Annotated in this window: 32 protein-coding genes and 1 pseudogene; 11 read left to right on the forward strand and 22 right to left on the reverse strand. The window is 41.8% G+C overall.

The window, feature by feature from the left end; genetic code table 11:
* The first annotated feature begins 78 nt into the window (after nucleotides 1-78).
* Together V7K31_RS25705 and ccmS are read left to right on the forward strand one after the other, a co-directional pair.
* Entirely contained in the window at nucleotides 79-1887 is a 1809-nt protein-coding gene (locus V7K31_RS25705) for an ABC transporter ATP-binding protein (RefSeq protein WP_335097988.1), read from the forward strand.
* Between the two features lie 39 nt (nucleotides 1888-1926).
* Nucleotides 1927-2355, forward strand: a complete 429-nt coding sequence (ccmS, locus tag V7K31_RS25710) for a beta-carboxysome assembly chaperone CcmS (RefSeq protein WP_335097990.1) — start codon at nucleotides 1927-1929, stop codon at nucleotides 2353-2355.
* 66 nt (nucleotides 2356-2421) lie between these two features.
* On the opposite strand, the gene V7K31_RS31975 is transcribed toward ccmS, so the two are convergent.
* Nucleotides 2422-2613 (reverse strand): hypothetical protein, encoded by a 192-nt coding sequence (locus V7K31_RS31975; protein ID WP_442941377.1) that lies wholly within the window; start codon nucleotides 2611-2613, stop codon nucleotides 2422-2424.
* Here V7K31_RS31975 and V7K31_RS25715 point away from each other — a divergent pair.
* A pseudogene (locus tag V7K31_RS25715) lies at nucleotides 2534-2758 on the forward strand ((2Fe-2S) ferredoxin domain-containing protein); the annotation flags it as partial. The gene V7K31_RS31975 and the pseudogene V7K31_RS25715 overlap by 80 nt on opposite strands.
* Nucleotides 2759-2813: 55 nt before the next feature.
* Entirely contained in the window at nucleotides 2814-3806 is a 993-nt protein-coding gene (locus V7K31_RS25720; protein ID WP_335097992.1) for a DUF5331 domain-containing protein, read from the forward strand.
* Between the two features lie 114 nt (nucleotides 3807-3920).
* Here V7K31_RS25720 and ygfZ read toward each other — a convergent pair whose 3' ends face one another.
* The 5 genes from ygfZ to V7K31_RS25745 form a co-directional block, all read right to left on the reverse strand.
* Nucleotides 3921-4916: a CAF17-like 4Fe-4S cluster assembly/insertion protein YgfZ gene (ygfZ, locus tag V7K31_RS25725; RefSeq protein WP_335097994.1), complete on the reverse strand. Its 996-nt coding sequence runs from the start codon at nucleotides 4914-4916 to the stop codon at nucleotides 3921-3923.
* Nucleotides 4917-4971: 55 nt separating this feature from the next.
* Complete coding sequence (locus V7K31_RS25730; protein WP_335097995.1) at nucleotides 4972-5301, reverse strand: Txe/YoeB family addiction module toxin; 330 nt, start codon at nucleotides 5299-5301, stop codon at nucleotides 4972-4974.
* A gap of 9 nt (nucleotides 5302-5310) precedes the next feature.
* The gene (locus V7K31_RS25735) at nucleotides 5311-5598 is read right to left on the reverse strand and encodes a type II toxin-antitoxin system Phd/YefM family antitoxin (protein ID WP_335097998.1); all 288 of its coding nucleotides are present in this window, start codon (nucleotides 5596-5598) and stop codon (nucleotides 5311-5313) included.
* 43 nt (nucleotides 5599-5641) lie between these two features.
* Complete coding sequence (locus V7K31_RS25740; protein WP_335098001.1) at nucleotides 5642-5938, reverse strand: hypothetical protein; 297 nt, start codon at nucleotides 5936-5938, stop codon at nucleotides 5642-5644.
* Nucleotides 5939-6023: 85 nt separating this feature from the next.
* Entirely contained in the window at nucleotides 6024-7037 is a 1014-nt protein-coding gene (locus V7K31_RS25745) for a helix-turn-helix domain-containing protein (protein ID WP_335098004.1), read from the reverse strand.
* Between the two features lie 136 nt (nucleotides 7038-7173).
* On the opposite strand from V7K31_RS25745, the gene V7K31_RS25750 reads away from it, so the two are divergent.
* Nucleotides 7174-7455: a hypothetical protein gene (locus V7K31_RS25750; RefSeq protein ID WP_335098007.1), complete on the forward strand. Its 282-nt coding sequence runs from the start codon at nucleotides 7174-7176 to the stop codon at nucleotides 7453-7455.
* Nucleotides 7456-7564: 109 nt separating this feature from the next.
* On the opposite strand, the gene V7K31_RS25755 is transcribed toward V7K31_RS25750, so the two are convergent.
* A complete protein-coding gene (locus V7K31_RS25755; RefSeq protein ID WP_335098010.1) occupies nucleotides 7565-8053 on the reverse strand; it encodes a hypothetical protein in 489 nt (162 codons plus the stop codon).
* 163 nt (nucleotides 8054-8216) lie between these two features.
* On the opposite strand from V7K31_RS25755, the gene V7K31_RS25760 reads away from it, so the two are divergent.
* Both V7K31_RS25760 and V7K31_RS25765 read left to right on the forward strand, forming a co-directional pair.
* Complete coding sequence (locus tag V7K31_RS25760; protein WP_335098012.1) at nucleotides 8217-10097, forward strand: serine/threonine protein kinase; 1881 nt, start codon at nucleotides 8217-8219, stop codon at nucleotides 10095-10097.
* Between the two features lie 70 nt (nucleotides 10098-10167).
* Nucleotides 10168-10368: a hypothetical protein gene (locus tag V7K31_RS25765; RefSeq protein WP_335098014.1), complete on the forward strand. Its 201-nt coding sequence runs from the start codon at nucleotides 10168-10170 to the stop codon at nucleotides 10366-10368.
* A gap of 59 nt (nucleotides 10369-10427) precedes the next feature.
* Here V7K31_RS25765 and V7K31_RS25770 read toward each other — a convergent pair whose 3' ends face one another.
* The 4 genes from V7K31_RS25770 to ndhL form a co-directional block, all read right to left on the reverse strand.
* Nucleotides 10428-11099: a heterocyst differentiation related protein gene (locus V7K31_RS25770; RefSeq protein WP_335098016.1), complete on the reverse strand. Its 672-nt coding sequence runs from the start codon at nucleotides 11097-11099 to the stop codon at nucleotides 10428-10430.
* A 235-nt stretch (nucleotides 11100-11334) separates the two neighbouring features.
* Complete coding sequence (gene trpA / locus V7K31_RS25775) at nucleotides 11335-12162, reverse strand: tryptophan synthase subunit alpha (protein ID WP_335098019.1); 828 nt, start codon at nucleotides 12160-12162, stop codon at nucleotides 11335-11337.
* An 80-nt stretch (nucleotides 12163-12242) separates the two neighbouring features.
* Nucleotides 12243-12554 (reverse strand): DUF3007 family protein, encoded by a 312-nt coding sequence (locus V7K31_RS25780; protein WP_335098021.1) that lies wholly within the window; start codon nucleotides 12552-12554, stop codon nucleotides 12243-12245.
* Nucleotides 12555-12578: 24 nt separating this feature from the next.
* A complete protein-coding gene (gene ndhL / locus V7K31_RS25785; RefSeq protein ID WP_094327754.1) occupies nucleotides 12579-12791 on the reverse strand; it encodes an NAD(P)H-quinone oxidoreductase subunit L in 213 nt (70 codons plus the stop codon).
* Nucleotides 12792-13562: 771 nt separating this feature from the next.
* Between ndhL and V7K31_RS25790 the strand changes: the two genes are divergently transcribed.
* On the forward strand, nucleotides 13563-13745 hold the full coding sequence (locus V7K31_RS25790; RefSeq protein WP_335098024.1) for a hypothetical protein: 183 nt from the start codon (nucleotides 13563-13565) through the stop codon (nucleotides 13743-13745).
* 70 nt (nucleotides 13746-13815) lie between these two features.
* Here the strand turns inward: V7K31_RS25790 and tnpA are convergent, their stop codons facing one another.
* On the reverse strand, nucleotides 13816-14211 hold the full coding sequence (gene tnpA, locus V7K31_RS25795; RefSeq protein ID WP_335098027.1) for an IS200/IS605 family transposase: 396 nt from the start codon (nucleotides 14209-14211) through the stop codon (nucleotides 13816-13818).
* A gap of 81 nt (nucleotides 14212-14292) precedes the next feature.
* Between tnpA and V7K31_RS25800 the strand changes: the two genes are divergently transcribed.
* Complete coding sequence (locus V7K31_RS25800) at nucleotides 14293-15036, forward strand: RNA-guided endonuclease InsQ/TnpB family protein (protein ID WP_335098030.1); 744 nt, start codon at nucleotides 14293-14295, stop codon at nucleotides 15034-15036.
* A 42-nt stretch (nucleotides 15037-15078) separates the two neighbouring features.
* On the forward strand, nucleotides 15079-15603 hold the full coding sequence (locus V7K31_RS25805; protein ID WP_335098033.1) for an IS200/IS605 family accessory protein TnpB-related protein: 525 nt from the start codon (nucleotides 15079-15081) through the stop codon (nucleotides 15601-15603).
* Here V7K31_RS25805 and V7K31_RS25810 read toward each other — a convergent pair.
* The 9 genes from V7K31_RS25810 to V7K31_RS25850 all read right to left on the reverse strand — a co-directional run bounded on the left by V7K31_RS25810 (nucleotide 15530) and on the right by V7K31_RS25850 (nucleotide 21153).
* A complete protein-coding gene (locus V7K31_RS25810; RefSeq protein WP_335098035.1) occupies nucleotides 15530-16201 on the reverse strand; it encodes a type I restriction endonuclease in 672 nt (223 codons plus the stop codon). The genes V7K31_RS25805 and V7K31_RS25810 overlap by 74 nt on opposite strands.
* The gene (locus V7K31_RS25815) at nucleotides 16198-16584 is read right to left on the reverse strand and encodes a type II toxin-antitoxin system VapC family toxin (RefSeq protein ID WP_335098037.1); all 387 of its coding nucleotides are present in this window, start codon (nucleotides 16582-16584) and stop codon (nucleotides 16198-16200) included. Before V7K31_RS25815 ends, V7K31_RS25810 begins: the two co-directional genes overlap by 4 nt.
* The gene (locus V7K31_RS25820) at nucleotides 16581-16820 is read right to left on the reverse strand and encodes a DUF2281 domain-containing protein (protein ID WP_335098040.1); all 240 of its coding nucleotides are present in this window, start codon (nucleotides 16818-16820) and stop codon (nucleotides 16581-16583) included. The genes V7K31_RS25815 and V7K31_RS25820 overlap by 4 nt, the downstream gene beginning before the upstream one ends.
* A 44-nt stretch (nucleotides 16821-16864) precedes the next feature.
* Entirely contained in the window at nucleotides 16865-17449 is a 585-nt protein-coding gene (locus V7K31_RS25825) for a Uma2 family endonuclease (RefSeq protein WP_335098042.1), read from the reverse strand.
* Nucleotides 17450-17495: 46 nt separating this feature from the next.
* Complete coding sequence (locus tag V7K31_RS25830; protein WP_335098044.1) at nucleotides 17496-18722, reverse strand: restriction endonuclease subunit S; 1227 nt, start codon at nucleotides 18720-18722, stop codon at nucleotides 17496-17498.
* A gap of 3 nt (nucleotides 18723-18725) precedes the next feature.
* Nucleotides 18726-19094 carry a type II toxin-antitoxin system VapC family toxin gene (locus V7K31_RS25835; RefSeq protein ID WP_335098047.1) on the reverse strand — a complete coding sequence of 123 codons (369 nt, stop codon included), beginning with the start codon at nucleotides 19092-19094 and terminating at the stop codon, nucleotides 18726-18728.
* Nucleotides 19072-19329, reverse strand: a complete 258-nt coding sequence (locus V7K31_RS25840) for a hypothetical protein (protein ID WP_335098050.1) — start codon at nucleotides 19327-19329, stop codon at nucleotides 19072-19074. The genes V7K31_RS25835 and V7K31_RS25840 overlap by 23 nt, the downstream gene beginning before the upstream one ends.
* A gap of 76 nt (nucleotides 19330-19405) precedes the next feature.
* Complete coding sequence (locus V7K31_RS25845; protein WP_335098301.1) at nucleotides 19406-20779, reverse strand: type I restriction-modification system subunit M; 1374 nt, start codon at nucleotides 20777-20779, stop codon at nucleotides 19406-19408.
* A gap of 143 nt (nucleotides 20780-20922) precedes the next feature.
* A complete protein-coding gene (locus tag V7K31_RS25850) occupies nucleotides 20923-21153 on the reverse strand; it encodes a type I restriction-modification system subunit M N-terminal domain-containing protein (RefSeq protein WP_335098052.1) in 231 nt (76 codons plus the stop codon).
* A gap of 107 nt (nucleotides 21154-21260) precedes the next feature.
* On the opposite strand from V7K31_RS25850, the gene V7K31_RS25855 reads away from it, so the two are divergent.
* Entirely contained in the window at nucleotides 21261-21524 is a 264-nt protein-coding gene (locus V7K31_RS25855) for a hypothetical protein (RefSeq protein WP_335098054.1), read from the forward strand.
* Between the two features lie 234 nt (nucleotides 21525-21758).
* Here the strand turns inward: V7K31_RS25855 and V7K31_RS25860 are convergent, their stop codons facing one another.
* Nucleotides 21759-22757, reverse strand: a complete 999-nt coding sequence (locus V7K31_RS25860) for an RNA polymerase sigma factor, RpoD/SigA family (protein ID WP_335098056.1) — start codon at nucleotides 22755-22757, stop codon at nucleotides 21759-21761.
* Between the last annotated feature and the right edge of the window lie 2 nt (nucleotides 22758-22759).

The following is a 22759-nucleotide window of genomic DNA, read 5'->3' on the forward strand; positions in this document are numbered from 1 at the left end:
ATATTAGGCTCTCCAACAGACTGGCTCCTCAGGACTTTATTCTGTGTTAATATCAACTGCACGAAACCGCAAAAAGCCGTGACTACAGTATTAAAATCTCATCGGGTATCAAGAAGGCGTAAACATTCAACGCATCCTCTCCAGCGCTTGCTTGAGTATGGACACCAGTATGATAAACAAATTTGGCTGGCGACTACTTATTCTATCCTCAATAAATTTTTCGACTTGGCACCACCTGGCTTAATTGGTGTGGCGGTGGATGTCGTAGTCAAGCAGCAGAATTCTATAATTGCCCAGTTAGGGGTACGCGATGTATTTCAACAGCTTTTGATTATTTCCTTCCTGACTGTGATCATTTGGATACTAGAATCTATTTTTGAGTACGCCTACGCTCGACTTTGGCGGAATTTGGCTCAGAATATTCAGCATGACTTGCGTTTGGATGCATATAAACATTTACAAGAGTTGGAATTGGCTTATTTTGAAGAACGCAGCACTGGCGGTTTAATGTCTATCCTCAGTGATGATATTAACCAATTAGAGCGGTTTTTGGATGGAGGAGCGAATGATATTATCCAAGTTTCCGCAACTGTTCTGATTATTGGCGCTGCTTTCTTTATTTTGGCTCCTAGTGTAGCGTGGATGGCTTTGTCACCGATGCCATTTATTCTCTGGGGTTCCTTTGCTTATCAACGATTACTTGCGCCTCGCTACGCTGATGTCCGGGAAAAGGTAGGTTTTCTCAATTCGCGTTTGTCAAACAATATTAGCGGAATTACTACTATTAAAAGTTTCACCGCCGAAACTTATGAAGCATCTCGTTTAGAATTAGATAGTGATGCTTATCGCCGCAGTAACTCTAAAGCAATTACTCTTTCTGCTGCTTTTGTACCGTTAATTCGGATGCTGATTTTGGTGGGTTTCACGGCATTACTGTTGTATGGCGGGATGGCTGTAGTTTCTGAAAAAATGTCTGTAGGTACTTACAGCGTCTTAGTTTTTTTAATCCAGCGCTTGCTGTGGCCTTTAACAAGGTTAGGCGAAACTTTTGACCAATATCAACGCGCAATGGCTTCGACTAATCGAGTCATGAATTTGTTGGATACTCCTATCGCTATTCATACAGGTGATGTGGCATTACCTGTGGATGAAGTGCGCGGTGAAGTCCAATTTAAAAATGTTTATTTTGCCTATAAAGATAGATTTCCAGTTATTAAAAATCTGTCTTTGGATATTCCGGCGGGGAAAACCATCGCAATTGTCGGTTCAACGGGTTCTGGTAAAAGTACTTTAGTCAAACTTTTGTTGCGGTTATACGAGGTGCAAACTGGAAGCATTACTCTTGATGGCATTGACTTGCAAAGTTTGAATTTGCAAGATTTACGTCGTTGCATTGGTTTGGTGAGTCAAGATGTCTTTCTATTTCATGGCACTGTAGCAGAGAATATTGCTTATGGCAGCTTTGAGACTACAGAGCAAGAAATTATCACGGCGGCGAAGGTGGCGGAGGCGCACGAATTTATTATTGAATTGCCCGAAGGTTATGAGACAATTGTGGGGGAAAGAGGACAAAAGTTATCTGGTGGACAAAGACAACGGATTGCGATCGCCCGTGCAGTTCTCAAAAATCCGCCCATTCTGATTTTAGATGAAGCGACCTCAGCAGTGGATAATGAGACAGAAGCGGCAATCCAGCGATCGCTCGAACGGATTACAGTCGATAGAACTACAATTGCGATCGCTCATCGTCTTTCTACTATCCGCAATGCCGATTGCGTTTATGTCATGGAACATGGGAAATTAGTAGAGTCGGGAACCCATGAGGAATTGCTGGAGAAAGATGGGATTTATTCTAGTCTATGGCGTGTACAGTCGGGTTTGAAATAACTTCCGCGCATTGTTTTGTGTCTTCATTACGAATTATTTATGTTCTTTGGTAATAGTCAACCAGAATCAGGTGATAACAAATGGCGTCGCCAGTTGGATAAGTTTGTCAAAGCAAATCAGCAGGAATTGGCGGCGCTGTTTTGGGGATTGTGGTTAGCAAATGGTGACAGTCAGGGTACTGTTGGTATTGATTTACAACCAACGCCACATTTTGTTTATTGTCCGAAAGAGCAGATAGAGAAGTTAAATAATCAAGTTGAAAATCGACTTCAGGAAATTTTGGGAATTGTCGATAATCATCAGCCGGAAGTGGAAGTTGTGATGATTGGGATTGGGAAGGGTGAAATTAAGTTAATTCAGTTTATACCGGAACCAGCACCACCGATTTGTTTTGAGCAAGCTGGGAAGGATGTAGATGGGTTATTGGATGTGTTGGAAGAGAGGATGAGGGAGGAAATTGTTTTTTAACGCAAAGGGACGCTAAGGGAAGCGCAGAGGGACGCAAAGGAAGAGGAAGAACTCTGCGCTTATTGTTTAGTTGATTGCTTTGGAGAAATCTGGGTAAGTTAGATTTTGGGCACAATGCCAGATGATGTTAAATACGGACTCGTAGTGATAAGAACTATTTTTGTATAACTGGTTACTCAGAGTTTTAGTAGCTTTTGCGGCTTTGCCAATCCCTGGTGTAACGGTAACGGCTAGCAGCTGTTTGGGACAATGTGGCAATGGGCCAATGGTGCTGGTATTACCCGATATGCTTTGGTATAGCAGCGTTCAACCCGATGAAGTATCTTTACTGGTAGAAGATCATTTGCTAAGTGGCCAAAGAGTCAAACAGATGCTCTATTATCGGTTTCATCCCCAGAAATAAAGCTAAATTTTCAATATCAAGGTCTGCAATCTTGTTGACTGAAGTGAGGCATCCAATGAATATCCAGCAGTTGCGTCAAGAACTAAAACAAAAGTGGCTGATTTACTACGAGCAAAATATTCCCTGGCTGGGCAAAATACGAATTTGGGGCACTTATGATGGTCTGCGGCGTCCTTTGTCGGGTTTTATTTTGGCAACACTGTCTGTTTTGGAACCCCAGTTTGATGAAATACTTTCTTTTATGCTGGATCTGAATAACGATCCAGATAAAATAGTCGCCGCTTTAGGTCTTAACTTCAATCCTGATGAAGAGTTACGTTTAATAAAATCAGAACATTCTATGACTAGAAGCCAAGCTGAAAGCGAGTCGCCAGATGAGAAGCATTCTGAGGATAAACTTATGTCATCGGTTGTAAGTGCCAGCAAAATTGCGCCTCATTCTCTTGCCAAGACTTTACACTCGAAGTTACCACGCGCCGACCAAATAGTGCCATTTTTTACAGGTAATACTGAGGTATTTGACACATACAGACCTGAGCTGTTAGGTGTATTTGGCACTAAAATTGCTCCAGATACTCCCGTAAAAACTTCACACTCAGCCAAGCTACGCTCCAGTTTATTAAGCGAACAGAAACCAGTACATAGCTGCTTGGCATTTTTTCGTCAGACATCGCACCTTGAACGCCTCCCTTCAGAACGATCGCTGACAATGACCACTGAGGTTAACAGCAAAGCTAAAACTATGTCATCTGTGGCATTAGCTAGCGAGGCTTCTAGCAACGACAAAACACTGCGATTGACATCTGGGCGACTCCCTTTAGGCGCATCGTTGGCCATTACCACCGAGATTAACAGCAACGGTAAACCAGTGCGATCGCTAGCAATTACTACCGAAGTTAAGAGCAACGGCAAACATCCGAATATCCAACTAGAACATGTTAAAAGTAAAGTAGATTTACCAACTACTAATGCCCGTAGTCTAACTTCTTGGGTAGATGAATTTTGTCAAGGTACTAAATGGGACGGGGAAAAGGATATTTTTATTTGAACAATTATAACAATAGATAGAGCGCCAAAAAGCAATTACCACTAGAGACGCGAAGGCATTGCGGCACAAACTGCAATTTTGCGTCTCTACTCTTTTAGAATTACGAATTACAAATTACGGATACTCGTGAGAAACAAACGGGATTTCTAATATTTCCCCCTCAGTTTCTCCCACTTGGACTTTCAAGCCTACGCCACCTGCTTTGGTGCGAATGTAACCTAGTCCAAAATAACCATCAGCAGTTTCTGTATAACTGGTAAGTTTGCCGACCTTTTCATCTCCAACTGCGATCGCACTTCCAATTTCCGCAGGGGCACTGAGACGGATACCCAAAAGGTGTTGTTTTACACCTTTATATGTATTTAACCGAGCAATGGTTTCTTGCCCAATATAACAACCTTTATTAAAAGAAATTGTTTGCCACAAACCAACTTCCAGAGGATTGTAATCATCTGTGAGTTCAGCATCTGGGGCGGGGCGGCCTTGTAAGATTCGCAAGGTATCCCAAGCGCGATCGCTCATCTCTACCGCCCTAGCTTCTAATAATTTGTTCCACACCGTTGCTTTGTCAGTATAGGGGAAAGTTAAGGTGTATCCGGGCGCAGCTAACCCACTACCCACAGCAATCCGCACTCCTTCGGCGGGAGCAATTGTGTATACTTTATGACTAGCGTAAGGTTGGCCGATCAGTTCGCCAATACCCAACTTTTCTAAAACAGCGTCGCTTCCTGGCCCAATCAGGCTGAAGGTATTGGTGTATTTTGTGATATCAGATAATTCCACCTTGTCAGCAAAGAAAATATATTTATCCAGCCATTCCATGAGGTACTGGCGGCGGTTGGGTGAAACTAGCAGGATTACCGCATCTTCTCTAACGTAGGCGGTTACTAAATCAATTGTTCTGGCTGTAGAGGTGACGAAAACCGTATCACAACCTTGTCCTGGCTTGAGTATTTGGAAATTGTTAGTACTTTGGTTGTGCAAGAAATTGAGGCGATCGTCGCCAGAGACTTTGATGCGTCCCCAGGAAGTGCGATCGTATATTGCAACTGTTTCTTTTGCGGCTTGGATAGCTGCTGCGTCTTTATCGTCAATTATAGATGTTGGCATGGTGATCAGAAGTAGGTATCGCTTTTTTTCCAGATTACATTATTTAATGATGAAATTAGCGATCGCTATAGTGGTATCGCGCCTGAATAAACTCAACTCGGTCATCACTTACTACGTAAACAATCCGGTCAGTTTGAGTGATTCGGCGCGACCATACATTTACATCTTGATGTCTCAATCTTTCAGGATTACCTGTCCCTTCAAAGGGATTACGCCTAATCTCTTCAACTAAAGATAAAATGCGGAGTGCAGTTTTTCTATTTGTCTCTACCCAGTATGTAAGGTCTTCCAGAAATCTCCGGTCAAAAACCAGTTTGCGTTCTAAATTCTCCTCTTGAGAAACTTCAGATTGGGGAAGTGCTTTTGGTTCTAAAATATCAGACATTGAATTTATTTACTCCTCTTCGTAGAGCGAGAATTCTTTACGCAACTCGTCTATAGTTTGGGGCATATTAGTCTTAGCCTTAACACGTTGTAAAGCATCTAAAAGACGTGCTGCATTCTCAGGTGATTGGAATAAATATGCTGTCTCTATGATGCTATTAAGTTCCGCAGTCGGAATTACAGATACACTTTCCGCACCTTCACGATTAACAACTACAGGTTCACGAGTGCTAATTGCCTCTTCGTAAATTTTGTCAAAATTATTGCAAGCTTCAGTGTAGTTTGTTTGGTTAGACATTTTTTGTTCCTCAATTTATCTGTTACTTTTTGCGGTAAGTTGACTAGAGAGTTGTTTCGGCTTGAATTTCTAGAATTATAGTTAAAATTTCCTCTTTCGATTCGATGTGCCTTGCTAGAACTTCAGCAGTTGATTCCAGTACCCGCTCAGAAAATAATTTAGCTAAATCTTGCCGCAAACTCTGCCCAATGTAAAACTTGAGTAATGCTTCAAGTGTCATATCTCGATTATCTGCAACTTTTTCGAGCGATCGTAATGCATCTGTTGGTATTTTTATTGATACTGTTTCTGTGGTACGGGGTTTTAAGTGTAGTTCGAGTTCTTCATCATGCTTGTTCATATAACTTTCTTTCTGTGCGAGTAGTTGGACGGGCAGAAATAATGCATCTTTGCCTAATATGTTGTATCTAAAAACGTTCCATCTATTAATGCTTATCCATTAAAATTTTTCCAAAATAACTAAGAAAGTCTTGAAGGACTTCCTTGAAATTAATGGATACCTTCCACATATTCCACTTATCATTAAAACGCTCGTCGTAATTGACTACTAAGTAAGTGCTACCATCACTCAAAGTTTCCGGGTTAAATTCCTCTAAGGTGATGCTGGAGACAGCAATGTATTTGGTTTCGTATTCTTTATAACGAATCATAGTATCCCACATTATTTCAAGTGGAACATCTTTCTTATAATATGTATTTATGCAACAATCGCCCACTGTTTTACCTTCAACTTGCAAGATGTGCCAATAATTAAGATGGAGTGATTCTAAAAAAATATCTTTTTTATTAGGTAATACCCAAAAGCTTTCCTTTGTAAAAAGGCATATCTCTCCTACGGCATTACTATATTCCCAATACTTCAGGTTGAGTAAATGTGGTTCTAAAATATCTAAGGGCATAGAAATAGATAAACGCTCTTTCTGTTTTAATAAAATAAGTTGATAAGGATTACTTCCTTTTTCAGGATTTTTAAGTCGATAGCCTATATATTGCGATTTCTTACTCATCTTAAACTTCTGCTCAAAACCGAGCGCCTCAAGTATATTGATAGCCAAAAACATCAATTCCTCCCCAGATTCTTCAAAAATTTCGTCATGTGACGGAACTAAAGAAGCCACGCGGCTATAGTTTATCTTTTCCGATTCATTGCTAGCTTCATTAGTAATAGCAGGAGAGCAATTACTTACCCACTCAGGTTTGTACTTGAGAAATAGAGCCTTTAACTTGTCCCTTAAAGCAGAATCGCCTGTAAATTCACTTTTAATACCAAAATCCTTATACAGATTTGAGATTTGCTTGCGTACAGTTCCTTCCGCACGTCCTCTAGACTGAGCAATCTCATCATTAGTCTGTCCAGCCAGCAACAACTTCAACACCTCTACCTTACGAGGTGCTTTCCTTAGCTTTTCCAGAGCTTCGTTAAACTGCGGACTATTCATAGTTTTTAGAATACCGCATTTACCTTAATCTGCGTACTTTGCGTATTGCGCGTATTCACATTTATTTTATGGGTGTCCATTGCTTTGCGTATCTGCGTAATGAGCATGATAAACATAGGAGCGTTTGAGTGAACCAATGGAAAATGATTCTAGATTTGTTCAATTAGAAATACCAGGAATACAGCAATTTCTTGTCCAAAAGAAAACTGTCTCAGAAACAACCAAGATGACTTTACAAGCTATCACAGATATTTCGGCTAACAATGCAGACAATCAAATCACATTCCATCAATTAGAAATACCAGGGATGGAAGAATTCATTGTCAAATTGAAAACACAGTCAGAATCTACCAACTCACTTGACTACAGCGAAACTATTACCATAGGCGATCGCATGATTGAAGATTTTGCTGCTTGAAGAAAAAGCGATCGCCTTACCTCATTAACCCACGTTCGCGTAGCTTCCGTAGGAAAGGTGGGTTTCGTTTGTATAGCCCCAGAATTATATTCTGAGGGCATTTTATTTGTTACCCTTCTGGCAATTCAGCAAACGCCTGCTCAACTAACTCCTTTGCCTTAGCATCCAAACGCAGCCAATCGACTTCACCCAATTCATCAATTAAACTAGTATCAATATCAGCAGCTTCCTTGTGTGGCGTGTATTTAATAAAACACACTTGATAACATAGTTCCCACAAATCGATACTAGCTTGTTGCTGTTGACGCTCCAAACGTAGATGATATCCTGGATGGGGCATCGGCAGACGAGCCAGAGTCTCTCTGATTTCATCTGCTTCTTGGGGCGTTGCAGTTTCCATTGCTTGCAACAGCTCAGTCACCAATGCTTTGATTTCATCAGTGGTGCTAGCCGGCCAAATCAGGACATCGTGGTAAGTTCCCGTCCAGGAAGATTCATCAAGCAGCTTGCGGATATTGTCGATAACGCGAATGAAAGCAGGTTGCATGAGGATTTCAGCCTGCTGCCATGCAACTGAGTTTGTTATTTTAGGTGGCATTGGTAGTAAACAGGGACACTAAAAGAAAAATAAATAGTCTGTGTTTATTAAAAAGCTGTGTTTTTAATCTAAATCTTTTCTCAAGATAGCGGATTTCATTGAAGAAAATTTGGAGATATTTATTACCAGCTAGAAAATTAGGTAATAACTCTGGTGAGGGAATATGATCGGTAAGCTACTAGACCATCGTTACCAAGTAATTCGAGTCCTCGCTATGGGAGGATTTGGTCAAACCTATATTGCCCAAGATACTAGGCGTCCCGGCAATCCTATTTGCGTTGTCAAGCACCTTAAACCCGGAACTGACCCCAGAGTTTTTGATACTGCTAAACGCCTATTTAACAGCGAAGCCGAAACCTTAGAAAAACTGGGCAACCATGATCAAATACCCAGGCTGCTAGCGTACTTTGACGAAAATCAAGAATTTTATTTAGTACAAGAATATATTGAAGGACATACCCTAGCTGAAGAACTTATACCTGGTAAGCGCTGGAGTGAAAGCCAAGTAATTCAACTGTTGCAAGAAGTTCTGGAAATTCTCGAATTTGTCCATCGCCAAGGCGTGATTCACCGCGACATCAAACCGGATAATATCATCCGTCGCGCCTCAGATAATAAGTTAGTTTTAGTGGACTTTGGAGCAGTGAAGCAACTGCGTACACAACTGGTAACAGTGGGCGGACAACCCTCTGCTACAGTAGTTATCGGTACTCCTGGCTATATGCCCACTGAACAAGGGCAAGGTAAACCCCGCCCCAACAGTGATATCTATTCACTCGGCATCATTGCTATTCAAGCATTAACAGGATTACAGGCAACAGAATTGCAAGAAGACCCGCAAACAGGGGAAATCATCTGGCGCCATTCAACAACCGTTAACCATCGACTGGCAGCAGTGTTGTCCAAGATGGTACATTATCACTTCAAAGACCGCTACCAAAACGCCACGGAGGCACTGCAAGCATGTAAAGACGCGATTAATCCTGTAGCTGCACTTTCCACACCTCAAGTATCTCGGCTGCAAACTGTTGCAGTTGCACCAGCAAATCCTGTCGCCGCTAAACCTGCCCCTAAAGACTCTAGTAAATCCGACCCATGGCCGATATTAGTTGGCATATTCTTGGCAGGTGGTACGGCTGCCTTGGTCGCAAATGTATATCCAAATGTAAAAAATTTAGCTGCTAATCTTACAGGTAAGGATACCGCCTTAGTAAACAAATGCTCGGCTGTTGTCGTCGGAAATTCTAATATTCGTTCTGAACCTAGTTCGATTAATTCTGATAATGTTTTGCAAACTGTTACTGATAATACCAGTTTCGAGGTAACAGGCAAGCAAACAAAACGGGGTTGGATAGAAGTTCAACTTAAATCTGGTCGTTTGGCTTGGGCATACTCGGATGTGATAAGCAATAATCAAGAATGGGGTTCTTGCCTGCGCGAAAAAGGCATTGCAACTAAGATTGTAGATGATGATACCCTGATTGCAACTCGACCAATTCCCAAGCTAAAACCAAAATCAAGGGATGTAGTAACCCCATTACCCGAAAAGTCGAAGGGAGCAACTGACGATGCGGGGAAATTAGAGCGATCGCAGTCTACTGATAATAGTGCCAATATTATAGAACAAGCTAGACATAAATATGAATCAGGAGATATAGTTGGAGCGATCGCACTTTTGAAATCAATTCCGGCAAACGCTGCTTCTAGTATCCAACAGACAGGTAAAGTAATTGCCCAGTGGCAGCTAGATTGGGCTAAAGCGGAGGCGATATCTAATGAGATAAACAAAGCGCTGGATGATGGGAAATGGGATAAAGTTTTAGATTATAGAAACCATCCAGAAAAGTTGCCTAATACTCAATATTGGCGAAACAGAATCGAACCATTATTTAAACAAGCAGCTGAAAATCTGGCAAAACAGGCACTATCTAAACTAGAAAATCAAGGTAGTCAGAAAAATACCCAACACAAACTTCCCGATACTAAGCAACCTGCCACTACAGAGATTCCTAGTACCACAGAAACTCCGAAAGGCCGCTTTTAATAGTTAGAGACTTCCAAGAAATAAATTATCCATCTTGTGGGGTAGGCATCCTGCCCGCCCTGAATATGGCATGGGTGTCCTCACCCGTCCCACAAGAAAATTTGGGATGTTTTTTTATTTGTCAGTCCCTTACGAGTTAAAAGGGCAGTTATTAACCGCACGCCAGATGCAACAAGAGTGGCTCGCCGCCCAACGCACTGGCTCGTCTACACGAGGCTTTACCCACCGACCTGGGTTTCAAACCCTAAATATAAAAAGCTTTGTTGAATGATTTTAAACCACAAATGCACATAGATAATTCATCTGTGTCCATCTGTGGTTTTATTTACCCTATCCGTGCATTTCGTCGTATTCTGGGGCTTCAACTCGTCTTGCTTCCATCCGCGAAGCAGGTAGAAACTCAGCGCGACGGACTGGAACCAAGGACGGTGTATTTCCTTGGTAAGGGTGAATCACTTGTACAGTACGGGCTGGACGCTGCCGTGGTGAGAATAAAGCCAATACTCCAGCGACGACAACACCACCACCAATAGTGAGAGTTGCGCCTCCCACAGCCCAGAGCATGGGTGAAGACCACCAAGAAGGATTTTGCGGCTGGAATGCTGCTGCTTTTGGTTGGTTATTCTGCTGGGCTAATTGCCACTGCTGTTGAGTATTGAAATTTTGGACTTGGGCTTGGAGTTGTTGAATTTGCAACTTCTGCTGTTCATTGTCGCTTTTAAAACGCTCCAACTGCATCTGCGTGTTTAGCTTCTCTACCTCTAGGTGCTGGTCAGTATTGGGAGTAACTGACTGCTGATTAGGATTGGGATACATTGGTTGCCCATAAGGCCCGTAAGGATACATTTGTGGCTGCATTCCCTGAGGCGCTACTACAGTCCCTGGCATTTGGGAAGCAACAGCAAAGTTAGGTTGTAGGGGGGTATTTGTTCCTTTGAGCAATACGAGAGCCGCCAGCCCAGCTACGGCGACACCGCCAATAAACGCCATACTCTCACTCATCGCCTTTGCTCCTCAATTGCGACGTAACTATAAACATTCGTGACTGACTCACTCTCACACTCATAAATTATGCCTACTTGATTTCACATAATACTCGAACTATAAGCGACTGTATCAGCTAGTTTTTTTACATGATGATATCTGATGTTAATATTCAAGACCATAATGGTCAAATTGTCTACTAAACAAGGATAAAAAACTACAGTGTTATACTTTTTTAATCTACTTTCCCGGTCTAATCAAGAGGAGTATTTGTGCTGGTGTTGTTAGTCGTGATGGCTGCCTTGAGACTTTGGCAAAATTGGGCGATCGCATTTAGTCCCTGCTCTGGGCTATCTTGGGCTAACCGTTTCACAAAAGCGCTACCCACGATCACGGCATCTGCGCCCCATTCCCTTACCTGACGGGCTTGTGCAGCTTCGGAAATCCCAAAGCCTACACCGATAGGTTTATTAGTAACAGCACGAATTTGTTTGAGTAAATCGGACACGCGGTTTTCCAGTTGCGATCGCATCCCTGTAACCCCTGTGACGCTGACTAAATAAATAAATCCTTGGGAAGAGCGAGCGATCGCTTCTATCCGTTCAGCAGAACTGGTGGGAGCGACCAACAAGATTACCTCAATTCCCATTTTATTAGCTGGTTGGAGCAAGCTTGTCGCTTCTTCTAAGGGTAAATCTGGTACTACCAATCCTGCTACCCCAGCCGCAGCAATTGAAGAGAGAAATTTGTCAATTCCCCGGTGCAAAATTGGGTTGTAGTAGGTAAATAGGATAATAGGCGATCGCAATTTGGGAGTAATCCCTTGCAGCATTTCTAGCACCTGCTCCAATTTCGTTCCCCTTTGCAGGGCGCGGGTAGCAGCAGCTTGAATTACTGGCCCATCAGCTAGAGGATCGGAATAGGGTATACCTAGTTCAATTATGTCTGCCCCGCTACAATCCAGAATCTGCAAAGCTTTTGCTGTTGTTTCTAAATCTGGATCGCCAGCAGTGATAAACGGAATCAGAGCGCACTCACGATTGCGCCCAAGGGTTTCAAAGCAATCAGAAATCGCAGTCATTTAGTCAAGTATCAAGAGTCAAATGTAAAGAGTCAAGAGTCAAAATCTAGATTTTGGCTCTTGACTCATCAATGATAACTTTACACCTGAGATTGCTCTTCTTGTTCTATTTGGGCTTGAATTCGTGCTAGTTCTTCGGGAGTAAGCTCATCTAGCCGCTTTTGCAGAAAGTCTTGCTCATACTGTTCCCTCTGCTGATGGTAGGTCATTTTTTGTCCCACCGCCCGGAAAAAATAGGTGGCTAACCAGCCAATTAACCCACTGACTAGTAAGACTTGGCTCCATATACCAGCTTGCTGATTATCCAAACCGACTAGCTGTAATCCTACATATGCCAAGCCGCCGGCAATAAAAACACCCAAGCCAATTCCAATAGCGTCAATCCGTCGCATGAGAGTTATGACCTACCAATCTCGTTAAACTTGAATTTGTCGCCGTTGGGGTCGAAAATTTACAAACGGCGATAGAACCAACAAACCCGGAAAGAAGAAAAACACCAAAAAGTACATCAAGAGACGCTCGATGGAGCTAGCGACATACCAACGCTGCTTCAGATACAGCAAAACAGCGATCGGGATTACCAGAAGGTAAGCTCCAGCCAAAACCAGATACAGCAGGGCTACAATCATAACTTTTAAGTCTTAAGCATCTGTTTTCCATCATAGGCTGAAGAGCCAGACTCAGCGAAGTAAGTCATAAATGCTTTCAACATAACTGCGCCAGAATTCCTCGCCTATGTCCAGATTGACAGATAAAAGATAATATCATGTCATAATGGTATATCCACTAGAAAATAATGGTCTAGTCAGACCAGATCGAAAACTCATCCAGATTGATTAGGAGGAAACAAAAAAGACTTCCAACTGTGCCTCTGGAAAAAATATTTTCAATCTAGTTGGACAAAAGACACAATTGATGGTGGAATAGATGAGGAGGTATTTACTGTCTCCAGAAAATAACTAGTTATACTAGTTGCGAAAGACCAATGGGGGTGTGGCGGAATGGTAGACGCTACGGACTTAGAAAACTGAGCCTTGAAGGAGAAATCCCTCAAGTGGAAGCTCTCAAACTCAGGGAAACCTAAATCTGACAACAGACATGGCAATCCTGAGCCAAGCCGAAAAAAGTCGTGAGTAGTGAGTAAATTAAAACTCCTAATTCCTGTACAGACGGGATTAATCGCGTCAAACGATTCGGAAGGTGCAGAGACCCGACGGGAGCTACCCTAACGTCAAGTCGAGGGTAAAGGGAGAGTCCAATTCTCAAAACCTGAGTTGGTTATTGCCATCAGGTAGCAGTGAAAACTGCGGGAGAATGAAAATCCGTTGATCTTAAACGGTCGTGTGGGTTCAAGTCCCTCCACCCCCACTAAAAATTTAAAATGCTAAAAGACTCCTATTGTGACTTTACCCATAACTTTGCCGCAACGGCAAGCTTATGCTTCCAATAAAGGGTGGCAAGGTTATCGTTCCAAACCAATTTCTATTCGCGCTGCCCTTAAAGCAGCGCGAACTTGTTTGTCACGAAAACATCCTGGTTTAGCCAATAGCCTTGAAATAGATGCCTCACAAAAAACTCACTGAACGGCACGGAAGCCACTTGACTGCTCTGCTGTGGAGGAAGTGCCAACGGCAAATTTATTTGCCGTCAATATTATCCGTGATGAGGATCTTCAATATACCTTTTAATTACATCTGCTGAAACCTGTCCAGCAGTAGAGTAAAAATAACTATTAGTCCATAGGCTAGGCAATTTTAATAATTGTGGAAACTCTTTACGCAACATATAAGATGAGCGACCCTTAAATGCTTTTACTATCTGATTTATAGCAATATCCGGCTGATGCTCCACGAATAAATGTACATGATCGGGAGCGACTTCTAAGGCTAAAACATCCCAGTCTTTCTCCAGTGCAAGCTCATTGATTATTTGTCGAAGACGTTTAGCAATCTCTCCCATTAAAACTCTTTTCCTTCGTTTTGGTATCCAGACTAAATGAACAACAGCATTACCTTTTGAATGATTCCCTAACCTGTACTCTAATGTCATTTTCATGTTGAAGGCTAAAACCTATTGACAAATACAGCTTATCTCAGATACAGTAATTAAGTCAAACATTGCACTATATTCATGCCAATCTCTTATGGCTGCCAGCAAATTTTAATTACCCCACACAGAGAGTTAAAAGCTATCTTAGAATATGTTTGTTCGGTGTCCAATAGTCTTACTAACTGTGGGATTTATTATAGCCGCCAATTATACTTTAAGTCTGGGAAGTTTCCATCATCAGCAGACTTGCATAAACAGTTAGGTACTATCCAAAAAAACAAGCATTATCAAGCTTTGTATTCAGATACAGCGCAGCAAATATTAACAACCGTTGCTGAGTCTTTTAAGTCCTATATTGGACTGTTAAAAGGCATTAATTCGGGTACAGTTACTCAAAAGCCAAGACTACCAAATTACCGTAAACCTGGTGGTTTAGCGCTTGCAACTTTTACTCGACGCTCTATCAAATTGAAAGACGGGATGCTTTGCTTTCCTCTAGGAACCAAAGTAAAAGCTTGGTTTGAAATAGATGCCTTCTATCTCCCAATGCCTTCAAACCTTGATTTTAAAGACATCAGAGAGATTAGGATACTACCGAGATCAGGCATATTCTATGCAGAATTTATTTATGAAGTGTCATTCCTTCTTGTTGATGTTGATAAAAGTAAGGTCTTGGGAATTGACCACGGCATAGATAACTGGTTGACTTGTATATCCAATGCTGGAACATCTTTTATTGTTGACGGGTTACATCTTAAAAGCATTAATCAGTGGTATAACAAATCAGTTGCAAAAATAGCATTGGGTAAACCTCAAGGCTTTTGATCGAATCGACTCGCAGCAATTACAGAGGAACGTAATCGTACAATGCGAGACGCTGTAAACAAAGCTGCAAGAATTGTAATTAACCATTGTGTAGATAATAAAATCGGCACTGTTATTTTTGGATGGAATTATAGGCAAAAAGACAGCGCTAATATGGGCAAGAAAAATAATCAAAAGTTTATTCAAATACCAACAGCTAAACTCAAGGGACGTATCGCCCAATTATGCGAACAATACGGTATTAATTTTATTGAAACCGAAGAAAGCTACACTTCCAAGACATCGTTTCTCGATAATGATGTCCTACCTACAATCGGTGCAAAACCCGATGGGTGGAAAAGTAGTGGGACTCGAATTACTAGAGGTCAATTTAAAACCTCAACTGGAATTAAAATAAATGCAGACTGCAACGGGGCAGTCAACATAATCAGAAAAGTAGCTGCGATATTTAAGTTTGACTTAAGTGGAGTAGGTAGAGGCATTTTAAGTATGCCTAAGAAAGTCTATCTGTGGACTTGTGGCATTTCTCTAAAAAGCTGTCGGCAAAGTCCTCCAGTTGGGTTATGAGGTTGTTTTCTTGATCTGCCCAGTAGAAGGTTTGTTTAAATTCTTGTTTGCGGTTGTTGGCGTAGTAGCGGGTATTGACACCGTTGGAGATGACGAAAATTTGGACATATTGGAATAGTCCATTGTCTGCGCCGTAGGAATGACGTTGGTAGCGGTTGATTTGGTTGAAGGCTTCTTTAAGTTCCAGTCCTCGGCGTTTCAGTTCAATTTGCACCAGGGGCAAGCCGTTAATCAGCAGGGTTACGTCGTAGCGGTTTTTGTAATTGCCTTGCTGGGTGACTTGGTTGGTGACTTGGTATTGGTTTTGACACCAATGTTCGGTGTTGAGGAATTCTAGGTAAAAGGTGGTGCCATCGTCGCAGTTGAGTTCCATTTTGTCGCGGAGGCGTTTGGCACGGTCAAATACGTTGCCTTTGTCGAGGTGGTTGAGGATGCTTTTAAACTCGGTGTTGCTGAGGGTGATACCGTTATGTTTTTCCAGTTGGGTTTTAAGGTTGGCTTTCAGGTCTTCGGCATTGCGAAGGGTGACGGGTTCGTAGCCTAGTCCAGTTAGACGTTCAATCAGCTTTTGTTCAAGTTCGCCTTCGGTTTGGGTCATGGGGAATGGGTGGGATTATAAATGTTTAAGCCTTGGATGAAGCGAAAATCTTTAAGGTTTAAGGTATAGAGGATAATGTTATGGGTTAGGGCAGTGGCAGCAATCAGGGCATCGGGAATTGTGAGTTTATGGCTTAGGGAATATTGCGCCATGAGTTGAATAAATTTCTCTGAGATGGGCTGATCGATAGGGATATTTTGGAGTAGGTCTAGGTGTTGCTGAATACGATTAAGTTCGTTTTTATTAATTGCGCCATAGTACAGTTCGGCTCTAGTGATTACGCTAATGGTTAATTGATGAATGCCAATTTGACGTAATTCTTGAATGATGGCGGTATTATTTTTATAGAATTCAATGAGAATATTGGTATCACATAAAATCATTGATTTTCTTCACCCCATGCGTCTTTGCGGATGGTGTCTAGGGTAATGTTTTTGCCTTCCCACATTCCGGCTAGGGCGAAAAAGTCTTGATCCTGTTGGGGAGGTCTTTCGGGTTGTTGATCTTGTTGTTGGCGATCGGCTTGAAATTCTAGAAATTCCACAAATTCGATCACTTTTTTTTGTTGTTCGGGGGGGAGTTTTTGGATTTTTTGGATTACGGTTTCGAGGGTTAGCATATTTATTGGGCGTTAAGTAATGGGTAGTAGGTAATGCTTTGATTCTATTCCCCATTCCCTGGTTCAAGGGTTAAACCGCGATAGACTTGTTCAATGGGAAAATTGAGGTTAATGCTTTTGAGTTCGATTGTCTCGCCTGCTTTGTAGTTGATAATCAACCAGTCGCCTGCGTCGTTTTTGTGATACAGGTCGATTTCGATCGCAGTGGAACTAACTAATAGGTAATCTTTAAACACGGGGTTATTTTGATACATTCTGAACTTGCCACCGCGATCGTAGGCTTCGGTACTTTTTGAGAGAACTTCAACGATTAAGCAGGGGTAGGTAATATATTGGGTTGTGGTTTTATCGCGATCGTCGCAGGTAACGCTGACATCGGGATAAGTATAATTACTGGTTTCAGCAATATTAACTCTCAGGTCTGAGTTACCTGTTATGCAACTACTAGTGTCTAAATGGGTATCAAACATAGTCGTAAATCGAATTGCAATGCGGCTATGATTAACGCTACGGCCGCCCATTGCATAGACTTGACCGTTGATATATTCATGTTTTTCTAGTTGCTGTTCTTCCCAAGCAAAATATTCTTCTGGGGTTAAGTTTGTGGGTTTGTCTTTGGCTACGATCACGATGGAGTTAGCTCCTGTGTAGCGAAATTGATGTTATTACCTTATTTTATACAAACATTTTTTGTAGTAAGCCTTTTTTGAATTGTTCGGTTTGGTCGATTTGGCGGGATATGGCTTCAATTTTGCGATTAATCGCAGTTAGGAAGTTGGCTATTTTTTCTTGTTCTTCAAGACAAGGAAGCAAAGTTTTACAATTTCCAATTTCTCCTAAATTAATTTTTTTAGGAAAAGCAACGTGGATTGTTCTTTTGTGTAGTTCTTTCTGGAAGTAAACACTTGATATAAAATGAGCTAAAAAAGCTGAAATAGTTATTTTGTTGGCTTTGATAAGGGCAAGGCTTACATAAAATGATGCTCGAACGTCCCAGTCAATTAATCGACAGGTTCCAATATCACCAATTCGAGTCATTAATATATCTTCTTTTTCTAAACAAACTCGCTTTTGTTCTTGTAAAAATATGTCTTCTGAAATAAACTTTGTATCTGTAAAATTGTTAGAAGTTAAATGTTCTACGCTATAAAATGGAACACCTCTTTCTACATAATTTGGTGTCTGATGGGTTCCATCATAGATTTTAGTAATATCGCCTAAATCCTTCTTTTCCCAATCAGGAAACTCCCAGCCGATCGCACCCTTAAAACGAATCTCTTGAGTGAAAAGTTTTTGCATAACGCCGCGCTTGTAGGCTTGCAGCAGTTCCCGTTTGCGGCGGAGTTGGGTTAGTCGCGCATCCACCGCCCCCAAAAAACTAGCGATCTTCTCTTGTTCGGCGATCGAAGGTAAGGGGATTTTGTATTGTTTTACTAATGCTGCTGACAGGTTTTTCTGTGAACCGTCATTTGATAGCAGCTTTAAACTCTCGTATTCCCTAGATAGAAAATGATAGGTAAATTCTGGATTGTAATTATCTTTTAGAGCGATGGCTGCACAAGCCTGATTAGTTGTTGCTTCAATTCGCAAAATAGACACTTGCCCACGAGTTTTTCCCTGTCCATAGATTGCCATCAAAATTGTATTTTTCTCAACAATCTTCGCTGAACAATTTTTTAGACCTTTTCGCGTAATTTTTTCGGCAGTGTCGAATATTTCAGTTTGACTAATCTCACTTGTTGTAACCCAAGGAATATCTCCACCCCAAAAGCTGGGTTCTGTTCTGCTGGGAGTTCCACCCGATGATACTGAAGCAATTTCTTCAATAGTTAAAATTTCCCAATCTCCCTCAAAATCAGGAAACCGCAACACAGGCACATTTTTCTTTAACTTCTTACCCATTACCTAACTTTCCACTGGCAAAGAAAGAACTTTTACTTGGCTGATTTTGGACAACTGCTTATCATTCGTGATCAACACCGCATCACATTCCCAAGCACTAGCAACAATAATGGCATCAGGCATCTTTAGGCTATACTGCCGCCATAATTGAATCGTTTTTTCTGCAATAGTTGTACTTAGATATACCTGAACGAGACCTTGTAGACTTGATCGAATTAAACTTTCTTCTTGTGAAGACAAGCCCTTAAAAGATAAAACTTCAATATTTGTAATGACAGAATAACCGATCGTTCCATTTGGGACTGGTTGAGTTAATTCTTGATTGAACAATGAGATTAAGATATTAGTATCAATGAGATAATCCATCTTCATCCCACTCACTCCTAATTTGCTGTTGCCAAGCTAAAGCATTAACCCCTTGAAAAGCTTTGATTTTTCCTGAGAGTTGGTTAAGGGGATGCTGTGCGCCTTGTGAATGGGGATTAGTCTCACCTTGTTGGCTATGGAGTTTTTGACTGAGATATTGCAAAACCTCTTGTTGTTCTGTATAAGACAATTGTTCAAGTAAACTAAACACTTGATCTTTCGTAATTTGCAAAGTCAGCATAGCCTAAACCTCCATGTTTTATATTAGGTAATCAGTGAGAAGTAATGCTTTTATTCTATTCCCCATTCCCTATTCCCTAAAACGGCGCATCAATCGCCAACTTCTCACAAAACCCCCGAATCAGCCGATCCGTCTCCACCATATCGCGATCAATTTCTCGAATCTCACGCGCCACCGCGTCTAAATTAATTTCCTCCTCCTCCTCAAAGGTATCCACATAACGGGGAATATTTAAATTAAAATCATTCTCGGCAATCTCCGCTAACGGGGCGCGATAACTATACTTCTCCTCCTGCAACCGTTGCCGATAGGTAGAAACAATTTTGTTAACATCCTCATCCCGCAAATAATTCTGATTCTTCGCCTTCTCAAAATAGGCACTCGCATCAATAAATAAAATATCTTCAGGATTTTCCCGACACTTCTTAAACACTAGAATGCAAGTCGGGATACTCGTCCCATAAAAAATATTCGCAGGCAACCCAATCACCGCATCCAACCAATTGCGTTCCTTGATCACATACTGGCGAATGCGCCCCTCTGCCCCGCCGCGAAACAAAACCCCGTGGGGCAACACCACCCCCATAATGCCGTTCTCATCCAGGTGATGCAGCATGTGCTGCACAAAGGCAAAATCCGCCTTAGAAGCTGGAGCCAATGACCCATACTGGCTAAAGCGATCATCTGACTCAAATAGCTTATTGGCGCTCCAATTCGCTGAAAACGGCGGATTGGCCACCACTGCCTCAAACCGCATTCCCTCATGCTGCGGATGCTCCAGCGTATCCTCTTGCCTAAGATCAAAATTCCGATAATGCACCCCATGCAAAATCATGTTCATCCGCGCCAGGTTATAAGTCGTGCGGTTCATCTCTTGCCCGTAAAAATCCCCGACTGATTCCACCTCCCGCGCTACCCGCAGCAGCAAAGATCCCGAACCACAGGTGGGGTCATAAACCGACTTTAGCCGCTCCTTTCCCGTCGTCACAATCTTCGCCAATACCTTAGAAACCTGCTGCGGCGTGTAAAACTCCCCCGCCTTCTTCCCCGCACCACTGGCAAACTGCCCAATCAAATACTCATAGGCATCCCCCAGAACATCGCTCTCGGTGTCTCCCAAGCGAAAATCAATCTTATTTAGATGCACTAAAATCTTGGCAATTAAAGCATTTTTCGCCTTCGGAGTCCGCCCCAACTTCGTCGAATTAAGATCCAGATCCTCAAACAAATGATCAAAATCTTCCTCACTTTCCTTGCCCATTGTGGAGCGTTCAATACTGTTAAGCACCTGGGCGAGATCGTCCAAAATAAAATTAGATGACTCAAAATCCTCATCCGCTAGATTTTCTTCATGGGCTTTTTTCGCTCCTAATGCCCGCTCCGCCAGAGAACTAAACAACTCTGACGGCTTGAGAAAATATCCCAGTGTGGCAATAGATTCCTCTTTAATCGCCTCTAAATATTAGACCTCTTGCAAAAGTCCCTAACACCACACCCTCAGCCTACCCTCAGCCCCTCCTCGCTTGCGGGGAGGGGAGACAAAGCGTAGCTTTGGCGGGGGTGGGGTTCTTATTTTTGATTTATGCAAGAGGTCTATTCTTGCCCATCTTCCGACCCTTCATCAAGCTTCAGAAAATCAATCCCATCCTCAGCCAAAATCTCATTGGCATAAAGATTCTGACGCTCAGACAGGTATTTATAGAAAATAAACCCCAAGCAATAATCCCGAAACTCATCAGCATTCATCTTGCCCCGAAGCAAGTCGGCAATATTCCAAAGCTGGGTTTCTAATTTTTTCTTTTGTCCGTTTTGTCCGTTCGTCATTTATCTCTCGTACTGGGCGATCGCTAGCACCGCCAAGAAGTGGTGTCTAAGGCAAAGTATAGACTAACAGATAAAATGATTCGTTTATACAATGCGTAAGTCCTAAAATGATTAATGCTCTGGAAAAATCCTTCTATGCCACTGGCAGCAAGGCTGGGAAAGATGAGGATAGGTATAGCTATTTCGATCTGATACGCGATCGCGCCATCAATTATATTGTGCTAGATGAGCATGGCAAGTTTATAGTCATTAACCCGCGAGACAAAACGCCGCTAAAGATACTAATGGCTTACCAGGAATCAAAATCTCAACTTTGCGATCGCATTTTTATTCATAGCAAGGCAAAATCCGCAAGTTTGGACTTCTGTTGATCAGAATGAAAACTAAATGACTTTTGGTGCTTCAGCGTCAGTTTTTCTAAAGGAGGCTCACTTTCACTACAGATAGGTAGCCGAAAATTTCTATCCCACACCCCACAGCACAACAACGTCAGTTCACCATCACCCTAAAGGATCTGACTGTTCAATCTCTGTTTTTGTAGGTTGCGTAGACGCTCTTAGCGGCTTGTCGCAAACATCGCTCATATCTGAATCTCTCTATCAAAATTAACTAGCTAGATAGCTGTGTATCTTATCCTTATGTCTTCGTAGAGTACCCAAAGCTTTTTGTTCTATCTGTCGCACTCGTTCTCGACTAATACCCATACGTTGACCAATCTCCACTAAAGAAAGTTCATTTCCATCTGTTAAACCAAAACGTAAAGTTAATATTTCTCGTTGCTGGGGAGTTAATTTTGACAATAAGTTTTGAATATTTTGTTGGAGGAACTTTTGGTCAGCATATAATTCTGGAGAGAGTCCATCATCCTCCAACATATCTTGTAATTCTGTATCTTTTTCTGAGCCAACTCGCAATTCTAGAGAGACAGGTTGACGTGCTAAGAGTAAATAATCTCGAATCTGTTTGGGATCTAAAGATAGTTCTTCGGCGATATCAACTGCGGTAGGAGTACGACCTAATTTTTGAGTTAGTTCGCGTTGAATACGCTTGATTTTATTGAGTTTTTCTGTAACATGAATAGGCAAGCGGATAGTACGTCCTTTTTCGGCGATCGCTCGTGTAATTGCTTGACGAATCCACCAATAGCCATAAGTTGAAAACTTGTACCCTTTAGTAGGGTCAAATTTCTCAACTCCTCGCTCCAAACCTAAACTTCCTTCTTGAATTAAGTCGAGAAAATCTAGGTTATGTCTTTGATATTTTTTAGCAATAGACACCACAAGTCGCAGGTTAGCCTGAATCATTTTCTGCTTGGCTTGATGTCCCTGATGTAGCTGTTGCAGCAGTAATTTTTCACCAATATTTATATTTTCAACCCACTCTTCTTGTGTCGGTTGACGTTTTAATTGAATAGCTAATTTTTCTTTCGCAGCAAGTAAAGCCATCATCTGTTGAACTTGCTTGGCAAAATTAATCTCTTGCTCATAAGTTAATAAAGGTATACGTCCAATCTCGCTAAGATAAGTACGCACTGTATCAGCAGTATATAAAGGTTTTTCATTTTTATTATTTACTTCTACAGACTGATGAGATAGATTATTCATAG

The organism is Nostoc sp. (assembly GCF_036917675.1).
Classification (GTDB): Bacteria; Cyanobacteriota; Cyanobacteriia; order Cyanobacteriales; family Nostocaceae; genus Nostoc.

What these genes read in the sequence shown, in the direction of transcription:
- ccmS (WP_335097990.1), top strand. Translation starts at nt 1,927, where the DNA reads ATGTTCTTTGGTAATAGTCAACCAGAATCAGGTGATAACAAATGGCGT.
- V7K31_RS25720 (WP_335097992.1), top strand. Translation starts at nt 2,814, where the DNA reads ATGAATATCCAGCAGTTGCGTCAAGAACTAAAACAAAAGTGGCTGATT.
- ygfZ (WP_335097994.1), bottom strand. Translation starts at nt 4,916, where the DNA reads ATGCCAACATCTATAATTGACGATAAAGACGCAGCAGCTATCCAAGCC.
- V7K31_RS25730 (WP_335097995.1), bottom strand. Translation starts at nt 5,301, where the DNA reads ATGTCTGATATTTTAGAACCAAAAGCACTTCCCCAATCTGAAGTTTCT.
- V7K31_RS25735 (WP_335097998.1), bottom strand. Translation starts at nt 5,598, where the DNA reads ATGTCTAACCAAACAAACTACACTGAAGCTTGCAATAATTTTGACAAA.
- V7K31_RS25740 (WP_335098001.1), bottom strand. Translation starts at nt 5,938, where the DNA reads ATGAACAAGCATGATGAAGAACTCGAACTACACTTAAAACCCCGTACC.
- V7K31_RS25745 (WP_335098004.1), bottom strand. Translation starts at nt 7,037, where the DNA reads ATGAATAGTCCGCAGTTTAACGAAGCTCTGGAAAAGCTAAGGAAAGCA.
- V7K31_RS25750 (WP_335098007.1), top strand. Translation starts at nt 7,174, where the DNA reads ATGGAAAATGATTCTAGATTTGTTCAATTAGAAATACCAGGAATACAG.
- V7K31_RS25755 (WP_335098010.1), bottom strand. Translation starts at nt 8,053, where the DNA reads ATGCCACCTAAAATAACAAACTCAGTTGCATGGCAGCAGGCTGAAATC.
- V7K31_RS25760 (WP_335098012.1), top strand. Translation starts at nt 8,217, where the DNA reads ATGATCGGTAAGCTACTAGACCATCGTTACCAAGTAATTCGAGTCCTC.
- V7K31_RS25765 (WP_335098014.1), top strand. Translation starts at nt 10,168, where the DNA reads ATGGGTGTCCTCACCCGTCCCACAAGAAAATTTGGGATGTTTTTTTAT.
- V7K31_RS25770 (WP_335098016.1), bottom strand. Translation starts at nt 11,099, where the DNA reads ATGAGTGAGAGTATGGCGTTTATTGGCGGTGTCGCCGTAGCTGGGCTG.
- trpA (WP_335098019.1), bottom strand. Translation starts at nt 12,162, where the DNA reads ATGACTGCGATTTCTGATTGCTTTGAAACCCTTGGGCGCAATCGTGAG.
- V7K31_RS25780 (WP_335098021.1), bottom strand. Translation starts at nt 12,554, where the DNA reads ATGCGACGGATTGACGCTATTGGAATTGGCTTGGGTGTTTTTATTGCC.
- ndhL (WP_094327754.1), bottom strand. Translation starts at nt 12,791, where the DNA reads ATGATTGTAGCCCTGCTGTATCTGGTTTTGGCTGGAGCTTACCTTCTG.
- tnpA (WP_335098027.1), bottom strand. Translation starts at nt 14,211, where the DNA reads ATGACATTAGAGTACAGGTTAGGGAATCATTCAAAAGGTAATGCTGTT.
- V7K31_RS25800 (WP_335098030.1), top strand. Translation starts at nt 14,293, where the DNA reads ATGCCAATCTCTTATGGCTGCCAGCAAATTTTAATTACCCCACACAGA.
- V7K31_RS25805 (WP_335098033.1), top strand. Translation starts at nt 15,079, where the DNA reads ATGCGAGACGCTGTAAACAAAGCTGCAAGAATTGTAATTAACCATTGT.
- V7K31_RS25810 (WP_335098035.1), bottom strand. Translation starts at nt 16,201, where the DNA reads ATGACCCAAACCGAAGGCGAACTTGAACAAAAGCTGATTGAACGTCTA.
- V7K31_RS25815 (WP_335098037.1), bottom strand. Translation starts at nt 16,584, where the DNA reads ATGATTTTATGTGATACCAATATTCTCATTGAATTCTATAAAAATAAT.
- V7K31_RS25820 (WP_335098040.1), bottom strand. Translation starts at nt 16,820, where the DNA reads ATGCTAACCCTCGAAACCGTAATCCAAAAAATCCAAAAACTCCCCCCC.
- V7K31_RS25830 (WP_335098044.1), bottom strand. Translation starts at nt 18,722, where the DNA reads ATGGGTAAGAAGTTAAAGAAAAATGTGCCTGTGTTGCGGTTTCCTGAT.
- V7K31_RS25835 (WP_335098047.1), bottom strand. Translation starts at nt 19,094, where the DNA reads ATGAAGATGGATTATCTCATTGATACTAATATCTTAATCTCATTGTTC.
- V7K31_RS25840 (WP_335098050.1), bottom strand. Translation starts at nt 19,329, where the DNA reads ATGCTGACTTTGCAAATTACGAAAGATCAAGTGTTTAGTTTACTTGAA.
- V7K31_RS25850 (WP_335098052.1), bottom strand. Translation starts at nt 21,153, where the DNA reads ATGACGAACGGACAAAACGGACAAAAGAAAAAATTAGAAACCCAGCTT.
- V7K31_RS25855 (WP_335098054.1), top strand. Translation starts at nt 21,261, where the DNA reads ATGATTAATGCTCTGGAAAAATCCTTCTATGCCACTGGCAGCAAGGCT.
- V7K31_RS25860 (WP_335098056.1), bottom strand. Translation starts at nt 22,757, where the DNA reads ATGAATAATCTATCTCATCAGTCTGTAGAAGTAAATAATAAAAATGAA.